This is a genomic window from Bradyrhizobium sp. 2S1 (genome assembly GCF_011516625.5).
GTDB classification, from domain to species: domain Bacteria; phylum Pseudomonadota; class Alphaproteobacteria; order Rhizobiales; family Xanthobacteraceae; genus Bradyrhizobium; species Bradyrhizobium septentrionale.
This window is the reverse complement of the sequence record NZ_CP147717.1, coordinates 5,076,733-5,096,109: the sequence shown is the minus strand read 5'-3', so window position 1 is coordinate 5,096,109 and position 19,377 is coordinate 5,076,733. Positions and strand designations below refer to the sequence as shown.

The following is a 19,377-nucleotide window of genomic DNA, read 5'->3' as shown; positions in this document are numbered from 1 at the left end:
TCAGTGCATGAACTCCGGTGACGACAGGAACAGCGTGTTCCAGTCCTGCGGCGAGACCGCCTGGTCGAGGGCTGCGAGCGTGGTCGGGCTCAGCGTCTGCCTGATGGTGCTGAAGTAGAGTGCGTTCATGACCTGCGGAAACGCCGGCTGGTCGACGGCATTGGGCTCGTTCGGCTTGAACAGCCCGGCCGAACCGGAGCCGATCGCCCGCGCGATCTCGAAGCGCAGCATCATCTGCCCCGGCCCATTCCAGGCCGTCGACAGCATCGAATAACCGTCGGGCGTCTCGTGATTGAACAGGCCTTCCGACAGCCGATTGAGCCAGCCCTGAATCGGCATCGTGTTAAGGATCACCTTGGTGTCGTAGGCGAGCCGCACCGCCGAGATCACGTAGAGCACCGGGTCCTTGAACTTGGCGCCATCCTTCAGCGTCGCGGTGAACTCGGGCGCGTGCACCAGCGTCGACATCACGGCGGCGATGTCGCCGTCGGTCTTCTGGAAGGTCTGCGCCACGCGCTGCACCAGCGCGTCGGACGGATTGTCGGAGACGAAATAGGTCGCGAGCTGCCTTGCGATATGCGTGGCGGTGGCCGGGTGACGGCAGAGGATATCGAGGGCTTCGTCGACCTCGGCAAGGCCGCGGCCCTTGATCTGATGGCCGAGGAAGGTCTTGTCGCCATAGTCGTGGCGCGCCGGATTGAACTCGAAACCGCCTTCACGGACCAGCTGGGATTGCAGCTCCGGCTTCAGCTTCGGATCCTCCGACGCGAAGTCGACGCCGACGCCGGTGAGGATGCGCGCCAGCGCCTCGACGTCGGCCTGGGTATAGCCGGAGCCGACGCCCATGGTGTGCAGCTCCATGATCTCGCGGGCGTAGTTCTCGTTGAGGTGGCCGGCCGCGTTGTCGGCATTGTCGAGATAGCGCAGCATCACCGGATGATGCAGCGTCGCGGCGAGCAGGTCGCGGAATTTGCCGAGCGCATGGTCGCGGATCGCGTGATCCTCGTAGTCGCCCAGCAGCACGCGGATCATGGCCTTGTACTGGAACACGTTGAAGTGGTTGAACCAGAACCAGGTCATGCGCTCGCGCAGCTGATCCGGCGCATAGAGCGCGCGCAGGATGGTGCGGGCCGCGGCCTGCTTGACGCGATCGTTCATGCCCTGCTGGAACACCGTCTGCGCCGCCCTGCGCTGGTCGGGGTCGGCGACCTGGTTGGCCGATTTGGCCTGCAGGTCGAAAGCGACCGCGATATCGAACGGAAAGCGATGCACGTCGGGCATCGCCTCGATCTGCGCACGCACCGCCGGCGGCAGCGCGACATTGGCCGGGTGCAATTGCTCCTGCAGCCAGCGTTCGACGCCGACCTCGCGCAGATGCGCCGCGCTCGAGGCGTTGACGCCCCAGCTCAGGCGATCGAGCAGCGCGACGTCCTGTGCTGCGAGTTCGGCCGCCTGTGCGGGCTGGCGGCACGCCACCAGCCCGACGATTGCGCCGATCAGGAATTTCGCGACGCTCCGCGACCCGAGCGAGGCCGTGATGCTCATGGATGCTGACCTGCTCCGCGCATGACGTCACGCCCTCAGTGTTTGCACTTGCCGGGAGGACAGGCCGGCGCTGCCGCCCGTGGTGCGGGCGCGGGCCTCGGCGGCGGCGCCATCCGCGGCGGCGGCGCTGCGCGTTGCGCCTGCACCGCAGGCCGCGGCGGCGGCGGTGCAGCGCGCGGAGCCGGTGCCGGCGCCGGACGCGGCGCAACGGCTGCGGCGCGAGGCGGCGGAGCTGCGGCACGCTGCGGCGCGGGCCGCGAGACCGGTGGCGGCGACACCGCGGCACGCGCGGGTGCCGTCCGCGCGGCCGGCGTCGGCCGTGGCGGTGTCGCGCGGCTCGCCGGCGATGGCGCCGTTGCGGGCTTCACATTGCCGGTTGGCGCCGTCGCGGCATGCGAGAGCGGCTGCCTGCCCGGTTTGCCAGCGGTCGCAGGCGACGCCGGCGCGTTTGCCGCCGGGGCAGCCGTGGGCTTGGCCGGAGGCGCAGGTTGCGCATTGGCAGGCGCCATCGCGGTCGCCGGCTTGCCCGGTGTGAGCGCATTCGGCTTTGCGCCCGGTTGCGATGTGCCAGGTTGCGCGGCGCCCGGCTGCACGGCGCCATGCGGCGTCGCGCTGGCTGGCGCGGTCGCCGACTGCGGCAGCGGCGGGCCGTTCTTCGCGCCCGGCAGAATGTGCGCACCCGGCGCGCCCGGTGCGGTTGGCGCACCCATCGCATTCGGCGCAACCGCCGCGTTCGGTGCGGCGCCTGGAGCTCCCATCGCCGCGCCTTGTGCCGGCGTCACGCCTTGCGGCGCGCCCGGCCGCGTCAGATTGGCGCGCTGCATCGCCGCCGCCGGCAGTTGCGGCGCCGCCGTCACCGGCGCGCCGCCCATCGCCGCGGTCACCCCGGCCGCATGGAGCTGCGCCGGCGTGGGGTTGGGATTGTTGATCACCGTGTTGATGACGGTCGTGTTGTGGATGTTGTTGAACACGATGTTGTTCTGCGGCGGCACGACATAGGCCGGCGCAGCGACATAGGCCGGGATCGCCACGAAGAACGGCGTCGGCAGTACGAACAGGCCGATCGGCGGCGGTGGTGGCGGCAGCACCACGAAGTCCGGCGGCGGCGGCGGCAGGAAGAACACCGGCGGCGGCGGAGGCGGCGCGAAGGCGAACACCGGATCGCTGTAATAGAGCACCGGGCGGTCGACATAGACGATCTCGTCGGGCGGCGGCGGCGGCACGTCGTAGTCGAGCACCGTGAACTGCGGCGGCGGCTCCAGCGCGGCCGACAGATAGGCGAGCCGGCGCCGGGCGTCGTAGGCATGCGGCCCGCGCGGATAACGCCGCAGGTACGACCAATAGGCGTCCGGCGTATCGGCGTTGTAGGTGCGCCGCCACGTGATGGCCTCGCGCCGCGCCGCCACGATCACACGCACCCGCTTGGCCAGCGGATCGGTCGGATAGGCCTGCAGATAATCCTCGTAGCCCTGCAGCGTGTCGCGCTCCAGCGCCGCGGCGTAGGCATCTTGCGCCGGGAAATCGCGGATCGGCTTGGTACGCAGACCGGCATCGACCTGCTGCGGCGGCGCATCCGGCTTGCGCTCGAAGAACATGAAGGGCGCGTCGACCTTCTGTGCATTCCAGGGGATCTCGGCGCCCTTGGTCATCTCGTTGACGCGCAGGCGAACGCGGTCGAACACCTCGGGCAGGGTCAGGCCGCCGGCGCGGATCATTTCCGCCAACGCTTGCGCGTAGGGCCCGTAAGGCGGCGCGCCGTCAGGCGCGACGGTGCCTGGCGCCGAGTTGAAGGCGATCAGCATCTTCGGATCAGGATCGACCAGCGCAAGGCCACCGGCCAGCGGCTGGCCATCTTTCGCGAACGGATTGCTGCGCGCCGCATCGAGCACGATCACGCCGGCCTTGATCGGCAGCGCCGACAGTTGATGGCTGTAATCCGAGATGCGGATCGCCTCGACCGGCACGTCGGTGTCGCGGGCGATCTTGGCATCAACAGGCACGAAGTAATTCTCGCCGGTCAGCTGCACGCCGTAGCCGGCGAGATAGACGAAGGCGACGGTGTTCGGTCCGGCGTCCTGCACCTTCTGGATGAAATCGCGGAACGATTTGCGCAGCGTCTCGCCGTCGAGATCGCGGGCCCCGATGACATCGAAGCCGGCAGCCTGCAAGGTCTGCGCAATCAGACCGGCATCGTTGGCGGCAGTCTGCAGCGCGCTGGCCTCATAGGCGCCATTGCCGACCACGAGCGCGAGGCGTTTCTCCTGGTCCTGCGCGTGCACGGGAAGCGACGCGAGCGACACCAGACCGACAATCAATGCCCACAGAATGCGTGCCATAGCGGTCGTCCCTTTGCTTCTCGAGAGTTGGCGAAACGAATGGAAATGCTACCTCTGTGAACCCGCGCTGAACAGGATTGCAGCAATTGTGGCAATCCTTGGTATGCACGCTCTCGGGCACTGGGGAACCTGCTTCCCCGGCCCGGCTATCAGGCGATATTGCGCAGATAAAACAGGCAAAAAAGGAGCACTCGATGCCGATCGCCGGACAAGGCATGCTGCTGACATCGATGGATATCGACAGCTTACACGAAACTGAATTCAATCGCTGGTACGACAGCGAGCATCTCGAAGAACGCGTCGCCATCGACGGCTTCCTGGAAGCCCGCCGCTATGTCGCCCATGACGGCAAGCCGAAATATCTCAGCCTCTATTCGACCGCGACCTTCGACGTGCTCGAGAGCCCGGCCTACCGCACGGCGCTCGCCAACCAGACCGACTGGTCGAAGGCCAATATCGCGCGCTTTCAGAACATGATCCGCGGCGTTGCGCGCATCACGATCAGCCGCGGCGTCGGCAGGGGCGCTGCGCTCGGCATCATCCGGCTGCGCCCGCCGGCGGACGGCGCGGACAAACTCCGCGTTGCATTGCGGGAGCAGCTCGATCCGGCATCGCGCGACGGCATCATCTCGATGCACCTCTTGGAGAACGACCCTGTGCTGTCGAAACCGCTCACGCCGGATGCGGCGAAGGCCGATCCCGGCGCCGGCGACTGGTTCGTGCTGATCGACGCCACCGATGTCGGCGCGGTCCCTGCGGCCGCTGCAGCTATTACCGGCAACGCAGCCTTGAAACCGCTGGTGGTCACCAGCGGCGTCTACCGGCTGTTGTGGGATATCGCGAAGAGCGACCTTCCGCGCGCCTAAAGCATGATCCGGAAAAGTGCGAAGCGGTTTTCCTCGCGACAAACGCGCAGCGTTTGCGCGGAGATCATGCTCGAATCAGGGCGATGTGGCGGTGCACGCATGCTGCACCGCCACATAACGCAATCGAGATTAACGCCAAACGCACATCAGCCGCGCGAAAGCGGATGATCGGACAATTTAGCCTTTGCCTTCACTGGAACGGCTCTAATAAGATAAACCTATGATCCAATTCAAAAACCAGAACAACGCCACGTGAGCGTTCGTCGTCAACGATAAGGCCGCGCGGTCAGGCTTTTCGCGCGGGTCAAAGGTAGGAATGAAACCGACTGATATCTCGGCGCCGGATTACTTTCACAAAGTAGTCGATTGCCAATGGGCCTGTCCCGCACACACCCCCGTTCCCGAGTACATCCGGTTGATTGCTGAGGGGCGTTACAGCGACGCCTATATGATCAATTGGCAGTCCAACGTGTTCCCCGGGATCCTGGGACGCACCTGTGACCGTCCATGCGAGCCGGCGTGCCGCCGCGGCCGGGTCGAGGAAACTCCGGTCGCGATCTGCCGCCTGAAGCGCGTCGCCGCCGACTTCAAGGACGACATCAAGCATCGGCTGCCGAAGCCGGGACCGAAGAACGGCAAGCGCATTGCGCTGGTCGGCGGCGGCCCCGCCTCGCTCGCGGTGGCGCGCGATCTGGCGCCGCTCGGCTATCACTGCACCGTGTTCGACGGCGACCCCAAGGCCGGCGGCATGATGCGGAGCCAGATTCCAAAGTTCCGCCTGCCTGACAGCGTGATCGACGAGGAGACCGACTACGTCCTCAACATCGGTGTCGAGTTCAAGGGCGGCCAGCGCGTCGACAGCCTGAAGCAGCTTCTAGCCGAGAACTACGACGCGATCTTTGTCGGCTCGGGCGCGCCGCGCGGCCGCGAGCTCGACATTCCCGGCCGCAAGGAGGCTGCCGCCAATATCCATATCGGGATCGACTGGCTGGCCAACGTGTCGTTCGACCATGTCGACAAGATCGGCCGCCGCGTCATCGTGCTCGGCGGCGGCAACACCGCGATGGATTGCTGCCGCACCGCGCGCCGCCTCGGCGGCGAGGACGTCAAGGTGATCGTGCGCTCGGGCTTCGAGGAAATGAAGGCCTCGCCCTGGGAAAGGGAAGACGCGATCCACGAGGACATCCCGATCCTCAATTTCATGGTGCCGGTGGCATTCAAGCACGTGGCCGGCAAGCTCATCGGTGTCACCTTCCAGAAGGTGCGGGCCGAATACGACGCCAAGGGCCGCCGCAATCTGGTGCCGGCGGGCGAGCCTGACCAGACCATTCCCTGCGACGACGTGCTCGTTGCGGTCGGCCAGGAAAATGCGTTCCCCTGGATCGAAGCCGATTGCGGCATCGAGTTCGACAAGTGGCACATGCCGAAGGTCGACCCCAAGACATTCGTCTCGACCAATCCGAAGGTGTTCTTCGGCGGCGACGCGGCGTTCGGGCCGAAGAACATCATCTGGGCGGTGGCGCACGGCCACGACGCCGCGCTGTCCATTCACAAGATGTTGTCCGGCGAGGACATCAACGAACGCCCACTGCCCGAGGTGCACATCTCCTCGCAGAAGATGGGCATCCACGAGTGGAGCTACGACAACGACATTTCCGCCGACAAGCGCTTCAAGGTGCCGCATCGCGACAAGGTGATCGCGCTGAAGGACATCCGCGCCGAAGTCGAGCTCGGTTACGACCTCAAGCTCGCGCTCGGCGAAGCCCAGCGCTGCCTGAATTGCGACGTGCAGACGGTGTTTTCCGCGCCGCTCTGCATCGAATGCGACGCCTGCGTCGACATCTGCCCGATGGACTGCATCACCTTCACCGAGAACGGTGAGGAGGATGATCTGCGGCAGCGGCTGAAAGCCCCCTCGCCGCATCACGACCAGGCGCTTTACATCGCAGAAGGCCTGAACACCGGGCGGGTGATGGCAAAGGACGAAGACGTCTGCCTGCATTGCGGGCTGTGTGCCGAGCGCTGCCCGACCGGCGCCTGGGACATGCAGAAGTACCTCATCGATATGGTTCAAGCGGGATCAACATGTCAGTCCAAAGCCCGATCAGCAGCGTAAACGACTTCGTCGTCCGCTTCGCCAACGTCAACGGTTCGGGCTCGGCTTCCGCCAACGAGCTGTTCGCGCGCTCGATCCTGCGCCACGGCGTGCCGGTATCGCCGCGCAACATCTTCCCCTCCAACATCCAGGGCCTGCCGACCTGGTATGAGGTGCGCGTCACCGAGGAAGGCCATCTCGGCGCCCGCGGCGGCGTCGACATGATGGTGGCGATGAACCCGCAGACCTGGGACAAGGACGTCGCCTCGATCGAGCCCGGCGGCTATCTGTTCTACGATTCGACCAAGCCGATGCCGACGTCGAAATTCCGCGAGGACATCACCGTCATCGGCGTGCCGCTGACCGCGATCACCAACTCGACCTACACCGATCCGCGGCAGCGCCAGCTGTTCAAGAACATCATCTATCTCGGCGCGCTCTGTGCGCTGCTCGACCTCGACCCCAAGCTGGTCGAGCAGCTGATCGGCGAGCAGTACAAGGGCAAGGAGAAGCTGCTCTCCTCCAACGTCCATGCGCTGCATCTCGGCCGCGACTGGGCGCTGCAGAACCTGAAATGCCCGACCGGGCTCCGGGTGAAGAAGTCCGACAAGGTCGGCGACCGTATCTTCATCGAAGGCAACAGCGCGGCCGCGCTCGGTGCCGTCTATGGCGGCGCCACCGTGTGCGCCTGGTATCCGATCACGCCGTCATCGTCGGTGGCGGAAGCCTTCACCAGCCACTGCAAGAAGTATCGTCACGATCCCGAGACCGGCAAGGCGAAGTACGCCATCGTGCAGGGCGAGGACGAGCTCGCCTCGATCGGCATCGTGATCGGCGCCTCGTGGAACGGCGCGCGGGCCTTCACCGCAACCTCGGGTCCAGGCATCTCGCTGATGACCGAGTTCATCGGCCTGTCCTATTTCGCCGAGATTCCGGCCGTGATCATGAACATCCAGCGCGCCGGCCCCTCGACCGGCATGCCGACCCGCACGCAGCAATGCGACGTGATCGCCTGCGCCTATGCCTCGCACGGCGACACCAAGCACGTGCTGCTGTTCCCGGAAGATCCGGCGGAGGCGTTCGAGTTCGCCGCCGCCGCGTTCGATCTCGCCGAGCGGCTGCAGACCACGATCTTCCTGATGCTCGATCTCGACATCGGCATGAACCACCGGCTGTGCCGCCCGCTGAAGTGGGATGACGCAAGGCAGTACGACCGCGGCAAGGTGATGACCGCGGAGATGCTCGAGGAAGGCCGCGACTTCGGCCGCTATCTCGACGTCGACGGCGACGGCATCCCCTATCGGACCTATCCGGGCACGCATCCGACCAAGGGCTCCTACTTCACCCGCGGCACGTCGCGCGACCGCTACGCGCGCTATTCCGAGGAAGGCGCCGTCTACGCCGACAACATGCAGCGCCTGGTGCGCAAGTTCGAGACCGCGCAAGACATGGTGCCGCGGCCGCTGCAGGCCAATGCGGCGAAGCCGACCAAATGCGGCGTGATCTATTTCGGCTCGACCTCGCCCGCGATGGACGAGGCGATCGGAATCCTGGAGGCACGCGGCCATCAGCTCGACCGCATGCGCATCCGCGCCTTCCCGTTCCACTCCAGCGTCGCGAGCTTCATCGCCGATCACGACTTCGTCTATGTGGTCGAGCAGAACCGCGACGCCCAGCTCCGCCAGCTGATCGTCAACGAGAACGGCATCGACCCTGTGCGGCTGGTGCCGATCCTGCATTATGACGGCACGCCGATCACCGCGCGTTTCATCGCCAATTCGATCGGCGACCACCAGGATCATCTCAAGGTGACCCCTCTCCGCAAGGCCGTGACATGACCTACATTGCAAAGCCGAAGTTTCATCATCCCGGCCTGAAGAAGAACGAGCTGGGCTATACCCATCGCGATTACGAGGGGAAGATCTCGACCCTGTGCGCCGGCTGCGGCCACGATTCGATCACCGCCTCGATCATCGAAGCCTGCTACGAGCTCTCGATCGAGCCGCACCGGGTGGCGAAGATTTCCGGCATCGGCTGCTCGTCGAAGACGCCGGACTATTTCCTCGGCAATTCGCACGGCTTCAACTCGGTGCACGGCCGCATGCCGTCAGTGCTGACCGGCGCCAACCTCGCCAATCGCGACCTGATCTATCTCGGCGTCTCCGGCGACGGCGATTCGGCCTCGATCGGCTTCGGCCAGTTCGCGCATTCGATCCGGCGTGCCGTCAACATGACCTATATCGTCGAGAACAACGGCGTATACGGCCTGACCAAGGGCCAATTTTCCGCGACCGCCGACCGCGGGTCGAAGTCCAAGAAGGGCGTCACCAACACCGACAACGCGATCGACCTGGTTGCGATCGCGCTGCAGCTTGGCGCCACCTTCGTGGCGCGCAGCTTCTCCGGCGACAAGACCCAGCTGGTGCCGCTGATCGCCGCCGCCATTCGCCACAAGGGCGCCTCCTTCATCGACGTGATCAGCCCCTGTATCGCCTTCAACAACCACGCCGGCTCGACCAAGAGTTTTGACTATGTCCGCGAGCACAATGACGCGGTGAACCGCCTCGACGTGCTGGTCGGCCGCGAGCCGATCAGCGTCGACTATGCGCCCGGCACGGTGCAGGTGGTCGAGCAGCATGACGGCACGCGGCTCGCACTGCGCAAGCTCGACGCCGACTACGATCCGCACGATCGCCTCGGAGCACAGACCTTCCTGCAGAAGCATGCGGCCAAGGGCCAGATCGTCACCGGTCTGCTCTATGTCGATCCGGACGCCGAGGATTTGCACACCCATCTCGACACCGTCGAGACGCCGCTCAACACGATGGACGAACAGGCGCTGTGCCCCGGTTCGGCCGTGCTGGACAAGATCAACGCCAGCCTGCGCTGAGCTTGAATCTGGTTTCAAACCGGGCCCTCCGGACTTTGCCGGAAGGCCCGGTTTGCGTTCATGCCGCTACTTGTCGCTCAGCACATCGCCGAACAGCGCCCAGGACTTGCCGTCGAACCGCGCCATCTGGATCTGGCGGATCGGCGTCACATTGTCGGGCTCGGTCTGCACCTTGATTCCCGGCAGCAGCATCGGCAGTTCCAGCGCCTTCAGATTGGTGGCCTGCCTGATGATGTTGTCGCGGCTGTAATCGCCGTTGCAGTTCTTCAGCACCGCCGTCATCACCTGCGCGACCGTGTAGCCCTGCACGTTGAACAGATCGCCCGGGCTCGCATTCGGCTGGTACTTCTTCATCCAGGCCGAAAACTCCTTCTGCGCGGGATCGTCGGCCCAGCGCGGATCGGTCGGGTCCTTCAGATAGAGCCCGGTGACGACGCCGATGACATCCTCGAGCCCGGCCGGTTCAAGCACGGCGGAGACGGAGTTGGAGACGGTCGGCAGGATGGTCAGCGGCTTCCAGCCCATGCTCGCCGCCTTGCGCAGCGCCTGGGCTGCGAATTTCGGCGTCGCTTCGGCGAAGAACACGTCCGCACCGGACTCGCGCATCGTCACCATCTGGGAATCGATGGTCGGGTCGGTCGTGAGGTACGTGGTCTCCGCCACGATCTGGCCGACATGCTCGCCGAGCCCATCCTTGAAACCCCTGAGATAATCCTTGCCGGCATCCTCGTTCGGCGTGATGACCGCGATCTTGGCGTCCGGCTTGGTCTTCAGGATGTATTTTGCATAGAGCCGGCCTTCGAGCTCGTAGGTCGGATTGAAGCCGACCGTCCACGGGAACTGCTTCGGATCGTTCCAGCGCGTCGCGCCGGACGACACGAACAGCTGCGGCACGTGCTTGATGTTCAGATACTTCTGCACGGAGATGTTGGGCGCGGTGCCGACCGCGCTGAAGATTGCGAGCACCTCGTCCTGCTCGACGAGCTTGCGGGTCTGCTCGACGGTCTTCGACGGCGAATAGGCATCGTCGAGACTCTCGAAGTCGATCTTGCGGCCGTTGATGCCGCCCTGATCGTTGAGCATCTGGAAATACGCGGCCTCGGCCCGTGCGATCGTGCCGTAGGCCGATGCCGGGCCGCTATAGGGCGCGGTGTTTCCGATCCTGATCGCGGTGTCGGCTGCAACGGACGGTGAGATCGACGCGGCGGTGAGCGCGGTGAAGACGAGAAAGCCCATAAGGCGGGAGCGAGTTGACAAGGGCATATCCTTTTCTTGGTTTTCTTGACGCGGCGCACATTATCAATCGCGCCCGCGCAGGCAATCGCCAAGAAGCTCCAGGAAGATGGCTGCGCAATTTCCGCATGCCGGCGATCACGTTCGCGCGCGGAACGCTTGCGCTTTCAAACTCCGGAATGTTGCCGGGATGTTCATGATGTGAGCCTTCGATAGAAATGAAGGTTCACCAAGCAAGACAGGCATTCCGCGCGGCGGTCGGCGCCGCACTATCCGTTCGGTGTTGTCCTCAAGCCGCGACCGCAGCCGCGCGCGGGCTGACGACATATTCCTTCAGCACCTTGTCGGTGCCGTCGACTTCGGTCAGCGCGACGTCGTAGGACCAGAGATCGGCGAGATGCTGCAGCACGCGCCGCGTGTCGGTCTCGTTGAGCTGCGCGCCCTTCACCGTTGAGTGACGCAGCATCAGACGGCGATCACCGTCCAGATCGACATCCACGACCTCGATATTGGCGTCGACAAAGCCGACGTCGTATTGCCGCGCCAGCTCGCGCCTGACCCGGCGGTAGCCACGCTCGTCATGGATCGCATCGACCTTGATCCCCTGGCTTTCCGCAGGGTCGTCGTGCAGATGGAACATGCGGAAGCGCCGGATCAGCGCCGGGCTGAGGAACTGGCTGATGAAGCTCTCGTCGCGGTAGTTGCTCCAGATCTCGCGCAGCACGCCCTCGACGTCACCCTTGCCGGCGATGTCGGGGAACCATTCGCGGTCCTCATCCTCCGGCGTCTTCACGATCCGCTCGATGTCCTGCATCATGGCGAAGCCGAGCGCATAGGGATTGAAGCCGGAATAGCGGCGGTCGTCGAACTCGGGCTGGAACACCACATTGGTGTGCGACTGCAGGAATTCGAGGAAATTGCCGTCGGTGAGTCGGCCCTGCTGATGCAGCCGGCTCATGATGCGGTAATGGACGTAGGTCGCGGTGCCCTCGTTCATCACCTTGGTCTGGCCCTGCGGATAGAAATACTGCGCGATGTGGCGCACGATGCGAATGAGCTCGCGCTGCCAGGGTGCGAGACGCGGCGCGGTCTTCTCGAGGAAGTAGAGGATGTTCTCCTGCGGCAAACCGAGCAGCGCGTGGCGGCGCTCGGCGGTGAGCGCGGCCTTGCTCTTGGCCTTGGTGTTCGGCACCGTCCGCCACAAATCGTTGAACACGCTTTCCTCGTGCTGCCGGCGCTCGCCGGCGCGCTTCTCCTCGGCACGCAGGTCGAGCGTCTTCTTGCCGGGGTAGCGGTCGACACCATGCGACATCAGCGCATGCGCGGCATCGATCGTCCGCTCCACCGTCTCGCGGCCATGGCGGTCCTCGCAGACCGCGATGTAGCCCTTGGCGAATTCGAGATAGTCGAGGATGCCGTCGGCGTCGGTCCACTGCTTGAACAGATAGTTGTTCTTGAAGAAGTGATTGTGCCCGAACGCCGCGTGCGCGATCACCAGCGTCTGCATCGTCGCCGTGTTCTCCTCCATCAGATAGGAAATGCACGGCGAGGAATTGATGACGATCTCATAGGCGAGGCCCATCAGGCCCTTGCGATAGGATGCTTCCTGGAAGGCGAACTGCTTGCCGAACGACCAGTGCTTGTAGAACAGCGGCATGCCGACCGACGAGTAGGCGTCGAGCATCTGCTCGGCGGTGATCACCTCGATCTGGTTGGGATAGACGTCGAGCCCGAGTTCGGTGCGCGCGACTTTCTCGCAGGCGTCGTGAATCCGCTGCAGCGTCTGGAAATCCCAGTCGGCGCCCTCGAACAGCCGTTCGCCGGAAGAACCCATTACGCTACCCTTTCCTGCTTGCTGCGGCGCTTGAACAGGTCCTGGAACACCGGGAAGATCTCGCCGCGCTCGCTCACCTTGCGCATCGACAGCGGCGCGCCCTCGTTGCGCAGACGCTCATAGAGCGTCCAGAGCGAGGAGTCCGGCATGTCGAAGGTGTAGTTGGCGGCTTCGCCGACCTCGAGATAGGCGAAGAACTGGCAGACCGGCAGGATCTTGTCGGTCAGGAGATGACCGGTCAGCCCGCTATCCGACGTCATGTTGTCGCCGTCGGAGGCCTGGGCGGCATAGATATTCCAGTCGGCCGGGCGGAAGCGGGTGCGGACGATGTCGTTCATCGCAACCAGCGCGCTCGACACCAGCGTGCCGCCGGACGCCGGTCCATGGAAGAACGTATCCTCGTCGACCTCCTCGGCGCGGTCGGTGTGGCGGATGAAGACGATCTCGACGTGCTTGTAGCGCCGCTTCAGGAACACGTAGAGCAGCATGTAGAACCGCTTCGCTAGATCCTTCATGTGCTCGGACATCGAGCCGGAGACGTCCATCAGGCAGAACATCACGGCCTGCGCCACCGGTTTCGGCACCGTCTCAAAGCGGCGGTAGCGGATGTCGATCGGATCGATGAACGGAATGCGCTTGACCTTGGCCTTCAGCGCTTCGAGCTGCGCCACGAGCTCACGGCGCCGCGTCTCGTCATCGCATTCCGCAAGCTCGGCCTCGAGCGCCTCGACCTCGTCCTTGCGCGGCCGGCGCAGCGCCACACGCCGCGCCAGCGCCCGGCTCACCGTGCGGCTGATCGAGATGTTGGCGGGCGAGCCCGATGTCGCATAACCCGCGCGCCGGAGGCCCTCGCTCTCGGTTTCCGCGAGCTTGCGCTTTTCAAGGTCGGGCAATTCGAGGTCGTCGAGGAAAAGGTCGACGAACTCCTCGCGGCTGAGCACGAAGCGGAAGGCGTCCTCGCTGTCGCCCTCGCCGGCGCCGGAGCCCTTGGCACCGCTCTGGTTCGGGCGCTGCAGCCAGTCGCCCTCGACGAACTTCTTGTTGCCGGGCAGCACCATGTCACGCGTGCCGCCCTCGCGCCGGAACCGCGGCTCGTCCATGCCGTCCAGCGGGATCGTCACCTCGCCGCCCTCCAGGACATCCTTGATGTCCCGGTCCTGCGACGACTTCTTGACAGCCCCCTGCACCAGCGCCTTGGCGCGCCGCAGGAAACGCTGACGGTTCTCCAGGCTCTTGCTACCCGGATTCAGCCGCCGATCGACGATATGCATGACCACTTTGCATCTGCCTCGCGCCGGATGCGATCATCACCAGTCGCATCGCATTCTTTTTGGACGGGACGGAACGGAGAGCCGGTGCCGGCTCTCCGGATCGTGCACTAGCCGGCCTGCTTGACCCGCATGTACCACTCGACGAGCCGGCGGACCTGGCGCTCGGTATAGCCGCGCTCCACCATCCGCTCGACGAACTCGCCGTGCTTCTTCTCGGTCTCGCCGTCCTTCTTCGAACCGAACGAGATGACCGGAAGCAGATCCTCGACCTGAGAGAATATCCGCTTCTCGATCACGTCGCGAACCTTTTCGTACGAGGTCCAGCTCGGGTTCTTGCCATTGTTGTGCGCCCGCGAGCGCAGCGAGAACTTGACGACCTCGTTGCGGAAGTCCTTCGGGTTGGCTATGCCAGCCGGCTTCTCGATCTTGGTCAGCTCCTGGTTCAGGAGCTCGCGGTTCATCAGCTGGCCGGTGTCGGGATCCTTGAAGTCCTGATCCTCGATCCAGGCATCGGCGTAGTCGACATAACGATCGAACAGGTTCTGGCCGTAGTCGGCGTAGGATTCCAGATAGGCCTTCTGGATCTCGTTGCCGATGAACTCGGCGTAGCGCGGCGCGAGATCGGCCTTGATGAATTCGAGATAGCGCTTCTCGGTCTCGTCAGGCAGCTGCTCGCGGCGGATCGCCTGCTCCAGCACATACATCAGGTGCACCGCATCGGCGCCGACTTCGGTGGTGTCATGGTTGAAGGTCGAGGCCAGCACCTTGAAGGCAAAGCGGGTGGAGACGCCGTCCATGCCCTCGTCGACGCCGGCCGCGTCCTTGTACTCCTGCACGCTGCGCGCCTTCGGATCGGATTCCTTGAGGCTCTCGCCGTCGTAGACCCGCATCTTGCCGAACAGCGTCGAGTTCTCGTGCTTGCGCAGCCGCGACATCACCGAGAAGCGCGCCATCGTCTCCAGCGTCGCCGGAGCGCATGGCGCGGCGGCAAGCTCGGAGCCCTGGATCAGCTTCTCGTAGATCTTCTGCTCTTCGGTCACCCGCAGGACGTACGGGACCTTGATGACGCAGATGCGGTCGATGAAGGCCTCGTTGTTCTTGTTGGTCTTGAAGCTCTGCCACTCCGCCTCGTTGGAGTGCGCGAGGATGATGCCGGTGAACGGGATCGCGCCGATGTTCTCGGTGCCGATGTAGTTGCCCTCCTGCGTCGCGGTCAGCAGCGGGTGCAGCATCTTGATCGGCGCCTTGAACATTTCGACGAACTCGAGCACACCCTGGTTGGCGCGGTTGAGGCCGCCGGAATAGCTGTAGGCGTCGGGATCGTTCTGGGCGTAGGTCTCGAGCTTGCGGATGTCGACCTTGCCGACCAGCGAGGAGATGTCCTGGTTGTTCTCGTCACCGGGCTCCGTCTTGGCAACCGCGATCTGGCGCAGCCGGGAGGGCTGGATGCGCGCGACGCGGAATTGCGAGATGTCGCCGCCGAAGGCTTCGAGCCGCTTGTAGGCCCAGGGCGACATCAGCCCGCTCAGCCGGCGGCGCGGAATGCCGTACTTCTCCTCGATCATCGGGCCAAGCGTCTCGGGATCAAACAGCCCGAGCGGGCTCTCGAACACCGGTGACAGCTCGTCACCCGCCTTCAGCACGTAGATCGGATGAATTTCCATCAGCGCCTTGATGCGCTCGGCAAGCGACGACTTGCCGCCGCCGACCGGCCCGAGCAGATAGAGGATCTGCTTGCGCTCCTCGAGGCCCTGCGCGGCGTGGCGGAAGAAGCCGACGAGGCGCTCGATCGTGTCCTCCATGCCGTAGAAGCCGGCGAAGGCTGGATACGATCTGATCGTACGGTTCAAAAAGATACGGCCAAGGCGTGGGTCCTTGGCCGTGTCGATCATCTGAGGCTCACCGATCGCCGCTAATAACCGCTCGGCCGCATTGGCATATCGCATCGGATCGCTTCGACACGACTCCAGATACTCGGCCATCGACATGTCGGTCTGGCTTCGCGCTTCAAACGACCTTGCGAAGGCGTTGAACAAAGAATCGTTGTACATGATCCCTCTCTCCACGATATGTATCGCCGCACGACTGACACGAGTCGCAACCAGAGCATCCAAGGATCGAATCAGCGTCGGCACGCTGGGTCCATTGGACACTCGACCGACTCACTTCGGCAATGCACGGCGCGTGCAGCCTCTGCCTTATCAACAGGCAGGAAGCTTAATGGTTCATCAATATCCCCCGACAGTAGCCTGTTTTTGACGGTTGTAGCGCCTCCGCAACATCCGTGGTTTACCGGGCCCCAGGCCTCCGAGGCGGACATCCGAGCGGGGCAACTTCCCCGTCCGGCGATGAACGTTAGCCTCCCTGAAAAGGTGTGACCGTCCAGCCTTGGCGTCAAGATGCATGCCTCACAAGCTGCATGAACAATCTGTCAGACAGCGTTGAACGTGCCTCGTTGTCGCCGCGACTAAGGCAACGAGCCCGCGCAGTTCCGCGCGGCACCATTGCCGCGCCTAGGAGCCCGTCCAGATATGTTTTCGTGACGGGCATTTGTTGTAGAGTAGCAGGCTCAGGCTGCGTTTGCGAGGTTGAACAGCTTGAGGAGGTTATGGACGGTGCAGATCATTGTCCACTCGGCGCGCACTTTCTCGATGCCCCGCAACAGGAACTGGCGGAAGCCTCTTGCCTGTTTGATCTGCCCGAACACCGGCTCCACCACTTGCTTTCGCAATCGGTAGGGTGTTTCGAAGCCGCCATCGTCGATCTTCTTTCGCATGGCCTGTGTCAGCGGGCCGCCGACTTTTCCGTTCGCTACTGTCGGGTGCTTGGCGCGTCCGGGCGCGACATAGCCATCGATGCTGCGTGTGTCGAGCGCTTCGAGATTGGCTTCGCTGCAGTAGCCGGAATCCGCTGAGGCCTGCCGCGGCTTGCGGCCAAGATTGCTCTCGATGGCCTCGATCAGGGGCACCAACTGGCCCTGATCGCTGCCGTGCTGGGTCAGTTCTTGCGCGACAATGATCTGGGCATGTGCATCGACGGCCGCCTGGGCATTATAGGCCTGAACGAAGCCATCCTTCGACTTCATGATGCGGCTTTCCGGATCGGTGAAGTTGCGTTGCGCCTTGGGATTGGGTTCCTCCGATGGCAGCGCCGCCGGTTTGCCCGGCTTCTTGCGGCCTTCGGCCTGGCGCTGCTGTTCCTTTTCGGCCTCGATGCGGCGCTCTTCCTCCGCCGCCAGTTTGGCGTCCGCTTCCAGCGCCGCCATCGCTTGCTGGATCTTCGCCAGCCGTTTCTGCTTGTCGACGGTCCAGTCCGGCAGTTCGTCGCTGTTGCCGAAAGTCTCATCCTCCGAGGCATCCGCCGCCTCGGCGGCCGCCAGCATGCGAGCGACCTCGGCCTTCAATTCCGCCTCGCGCTTCTTCATGCGCTCATAACTCATCGCCTTGTGTTTCGACGCGTTCGCCTTGATCTTCGTACCATCCAGCGCGACATGACCGAGCTTGACCAGCCCGGCCGTCTCGCACAACTTCAGAACCTGCACGAATAGCGCGCCGAGCGCCTTCAAATGTCGCTTGCGAAAGTCGCTGATCGTCCGAAAATCCGGCGCATCCAGCGCCACGATCATCACAAAATCGTTCCGCTCCCGGCAGGCCTTGGCAATCCGACGCGACGAATACAGCCCACTCGCATAGCTATGCAGCAGCAGCGCCACCATCATCCGCGGATCAAACGGCGGCTGCCCAAGCCCGCTCACATAGCTGCCCATGATCTCCCTGAGATCGAGGCTCTCCCGCACCAGATCAACCATAAACCGCGAGACATGGCCTTTCGGCACGAAGTCCTGCACATTCGGCGGCAGAAGCAGCGTCTGATCGATGTTCCAAGGCCGAAAATACTTGCTCATCGCCCAATGTTGAATCAGACCCGACCAGATTTGAACAGCGACTATCCAGACAAGCTCCTAGATGTGACACCTTGGAGGCACGGCATATTCCCGAGACGGTCATGCAGCGGACGTTCCTTGTTGTCGCACTCGCAGCCGCGGCCTGCGCCGGCGCGGCGTTAACCGCCCAGACGAAGGAAGCCGTCGACAAGGCGACGGCGGCCGCCTTCGACAACAGGATGTTCGCCGGCCCGCCCGGCGCGAAAGCCTATGCCTGCTTTGTGCGGCGCTACGATGCAAATCATCTGGCGCAGCACCCGAAGCAGAAGGTCAGCGCGATGAAGCTTCTGGTGTCAGCCGAAGACGCGCCGGAGGACAAGACCACCAATTACTCGTTCCGCCTCGGCGTCACCTACCGCCACCGCCCCGGCAATTTCGACTCCAGCGGCTACTGCAACCACGCGATCGAGTCCGGCCACGAGGTGCGCTTCGAATGCGGCGTGGATTGTGAGGGCGGCGGCATCACCGTGGCGCTGTCGAAGGACAACAAATCCGCGACCGCGCGCCTTGGCCGCATCCTTGGCCGCATCATGGTGTGGAATCGCGACAAGCCCGACGACGACGCGCGCGAAGCGCTGTTCGCCGGCGCCGACGACAAGATCTTTCGCGTCGACCGCGCGAACTCGAGCGAATGCGCCGAACTTGTGACCGACCGCCAGGAACTCGCTGCGCTCCGCCACAAATGATGGGCTTGCCCAAGCCGAAAACACCAAGTCGAAAACACCAAATCAACAACATCAGCGCGGGGGGACGCCATGCACCGACGCAGCATCCTGTGGGGCACCCTTTCGGCGATCGGCGCCGCCTTCGCAGCATCACGGGCGAACGCCGCCACTGCGGCACCGCCGCAGAAGCTGAAGGTGGTCTATCACCTCGATGACCTCGACAAGGTCAATTTCGTGATCGGCAACATCCAGAACCATCTCGACGGCGTCGGCGGCCCGGACAACGTGACTATCGCGCTCGTGGTGCACGGCCAGGCGCTGAAGGCGTTTCATTCGGCCGGAGCCAACCCAGTCCTGGCAAAGCGTGTCGGACAGTTCACGGGGTCCGGAATTGAACTCGCCGCCTGCCGCAACACCATGAAATCACAGAACATCGGCCTGAAGGACCTGCTCCCGGGCTTCGTCGCCGCCGAGCGCGGCGGCGTGGTCCGCCTCGCCGAGCTGCACTCCCAGAGCTACCTCTACCTGGGGCCCTGACGTGCAGCCGTGCGCCGCGATGCGTCATAAAAATGTGCCGAGATCAGGGTCTGCTCGGACCGCCTCCCAAGGGATCGAGAAGGGATCGAACTGTTGTGAATGGCGTTATCCCTTGGGAATGCTGATATTCCGCCCGGGCTCCACCCTATGTTGACAATCCGC

The 19,377-nt window shown here is 64.1% G+C and carries 13 protein-coding genes; 6 read left to right on the top strand and 7 right to left on the bottom strand.

Annotated features, from left to right (window positions below; genetic code table 11):
• Positions 1 to 1,545 carry a DUF1800 domain-containing protein gene (locus HAP54_RS23985; protein WP_166304141.1) on the bottom strand — a complete coding sequence of 515 codons (1,545 nt, stop codon included), beginning with the start codon at positions 1,543 to 1,545 and terminating at the stop codon, positions 1 to 3.
• A 35-nt stretch (positions 1,546 to 1,580) separates the two neighbouring features.
• Positions 1,581 to 3,881 (bottom strand): caspase family protein, encoded by a 2,301-nt coding sequence (locus HAP54_RS23980; protein ID WP_166304138.1) that lies wholly within the window; start codon positions 3,879 to 3,881, stop codon positions 1,581 to 1,583.
• 194 nt (positions 3,882 to 4,075) lie between these two features.
• On the opposite strand from HAP54_RS23980, the gene HAP54_RS23975 reads away from it, so the two are divergent.
• The 4 genes from HAP54_RS23975 to HAP54_RS23960 all read left to right on the top strand — a co-directional run bounded on the left by HAP54_RS23975 (position 4,076) and on the right by HAP54_RS23960 (position 9,732).
• Positions 4,076 to 4,747: a DUF4286 family protein gene (locus HAP54_RS23975; protein ID WP_166304135.1), complete on the top strand. Its 672-nt coding sequence runs from the start codon at positions 4,076 to 4,078 to the stop codon at positions 4,745 to 4,747.
• Between the two features lie 316 nt (positions 4,748 to 5,063).
• Positions 5,064 to 6,863 carry an FAD-dependent oxidoreductase gene (locus HAP54_RS23970; protein ID WP_166304132.1) on the top strand — a complete coding sequence of 600 codons (1,800 nt, stop codon included), beginning with the start codon at positions 5,064 to 5,066 and terminating at the stop codon, positions 6,861 to 6,863.
• A complete protein-coding gene (locus HAP54_RS23965; protein WP_166304129.1) occupies positions 6,833 to 8,680 on the top strand; it encodes a 2-oxoacid:acceptor oxidoreductase subunit alpha in 1,848 nt (615 codons plus the stop codon). The genes HAP54_RS23970 and HAP54_RS23965 overlap by 31 nt, the downstream gene beginning before the upstream one ends.
• Entirely contained in the window at positions 8,677 to 9,732 is a 1,056-nt protein-coding gene (locus HAP54_RS23960) for a 2-oxoacid:ferredoxin oxidoreductase subunit beta (RefSeq protein WP_166214664.1), read from the top strand. The genes HAP54_RS23965 and HAP54_RS23960 overlap by 4 nt, the downstream gene beginning before the upstream one ends.
• A gap of 66 nt (positions 9,733 to 9,798) precedes the next feature.
• Here HAP54_RS23960 and HAP54_RS23955 read toward each other — a convergent pair whose 3' ends face one another.
• From HAP54_RS23955 to HAP54_RS23935, 5 genes are all read right to left on the bottom strand, one after another.
• Positions 9,799 to 10,989, bottom strand: coding sequence for an ABC transporter substrate-binding protein (locus tag HAP54_RS23955; protein ID WP_166304126.1), 1,191 nt, complete (start codon positions 10,987 to 10,989; stop codon positions 9,799 to 9,801).
• A 265-nt stretch (positions 10,990 to 11,254) separates the two neighbouring features.
• The gene (locus HAP54_RS23950; RefSeq protein WP_029079059.1) at positions 11,255 to 12,799 is read right to left on the bottom strand and encodes a SpoVR family protein; all 1,545 of its coding nucleotides are present in this window, start codon (positions 12,797 to 12,799) and stop codon (positions 11,255 to 11,257) included.
• Positions 12,799 to 14,070 carry a YeaH/YhbH family protein gene (locus HAP54_RS23945; protein ID WP_166304123.1) on the bottom strand — a complete coding sequence of 424 codons (1,272 nt, stop codon included), beginning with the start codon at positions 14,068 to 14,070 and terminating at the stop codon, positions 12,799 to 12,801. The genes HAP54_RS23950 and HAP54_RS23945 overlap by 1 nt, the downstream gene beginning before the upstream one ends.
• A gap of 107 nt (positions 14,071 to 14,177) precedes the next feature.
• The gene (locus tag HAP54_RS23940) at positions 14,178 to 16,121 is read right to left on the bottom strand and encodes a PrkA family serine protein kinase (RefSeq protein WP_028342433.1); all 1,944 of its coding nucleotides are present in this window, start codon (positions 16,119 to 16,121) and stop codon (positions 14,178 to 14,180) included.
• A 518-nt stretch (positions 16,122 to 16,639) separates the two neighbouring features.
• Positions 16,640 to 17,974 carry an IS1182 family transposase gene (locus tag HAP54_RS23935; protein WP_166202952.1) on the bottom strand — a complete coding sequence of 445 codons (1,335 nt, stop codon included), beginning with the start codon at positions 17,972 to 17,974 and terminating at the stop codon, positions 16,640 to 16,642.
• 101 nt (positions 17,975 to 18,075) lie between these two features.
• Between HAP54_RS23935 and HAP54_RS23930 the strand changes: the two genes are divergently transcribed.
• Positions 18,076 to 18,699 (top strand): hypothetical protein, encoded by a 624-nt coding sequence (locus HAP54_RS23930; protein WP_166304120.1) that lies wholly within the window; start codon positions 18,076 to 18,078, stop codon positions 18,697 to 18,699.
• Between the two features lie 69 nt (positions 18,700 to 18,768).
• Entirely contained in the window at positions 18,769 to 19,215 is a 447-nt protein-coding gene (locus HAP54_RS23925) for a DsrE family protein (protein WP_166304117.1), read from the top strand.
• The last annotated feature ends 162 nt before the right edge of the window (positions 19,216 to 19,377 follow it).

Bases quoted from the DNA above. Each gene is read 5' to 3' on its own strand.
- HAP54_RS23985 (WP_166304141.1), bottom strand. From the start codon at position 1,545: ATGAGCATCACGGCCTCGCTCGGGTCGCGGAGCGTCGCGAAATTCCTG.
- HAP54_RS23980 (WP_166304138.1), bottom strand. From the start codon at position 3,881: ATGGCACGCATTCTGTGGGCATTGATTGTCGGTCTGGTGTCGCTCGCG.
- HAP54_RS23975 (WP_166304135.1), top strand. From the start codon at position 4,076: ATGCCGATCGCCGGACAAGGCATGCTGCTGACATCGATGGATATCGAC.
- HAP54_RS23970 (WP_166304132.1), top strand. From the start codon at position 5,064: ATGAAACCGACTGATATCTCGGCGCCGGATTACTTTCACAAAGTAGTC.
- HAP54_RS23965 (WP_166304129.1), top strand. From the start codon at position 6,833: ATGTCAGTCCAAAGCCCGATCAGCAGCGTAAACGACTTCGTCGTCCGC.
- HAP54_RS23960 (WP_166214664.1), top strand. From the start codon at position 8,677: ATGACCTACATTGCAAAGCCGAAGTTTCATCATCCCGGCCTGAAGAAG.
- HAP54_RS23950 (WP_029079059.1), bottom strand. From the start codon at position 12,799: ATGGGTTCTTCCGGCGAACGGCTGTTCGAGGGCGCCGACTGGGATTTC.
- HAP54_RS23945 (WP_166304123.1), bottom strand. From the start codon at position 14,070: ATGCATATCGTCGATCGGCGGCTGAATCCGGGTAGCAAGAGCCTGGAG.
- HAP54_RS23940 (WP_028342433.1), bottom strand. From the start codon at position 16,121: ATGTACAACGATTCTTTGTTCAACGCCTTCGCAAGGTCGTTTGAAGCG.
- HAP54_RS23935 (WP_166202952.1), bottom strand. From the start codon at position 17,974: ATGAGCAAGTATTTTCGGCCTTGGAACATCGATCAGACGCTGCTTCTG.
- HAP54_RS23930 (WP_166304120.1), top strand. From the start codon at position 18,076: ATGCAGCGGACGTTCCTTGTTGTCGCACTCGCAGCCGCGGCCTGCGCC.
- HAP54_RS23925 (WP_166304117.1), top strand. From the start codon at position 18,769: ATGCACCGACGCAGCATCCTGTGGGGCACCCTTTCGGCGATCGGCGCC.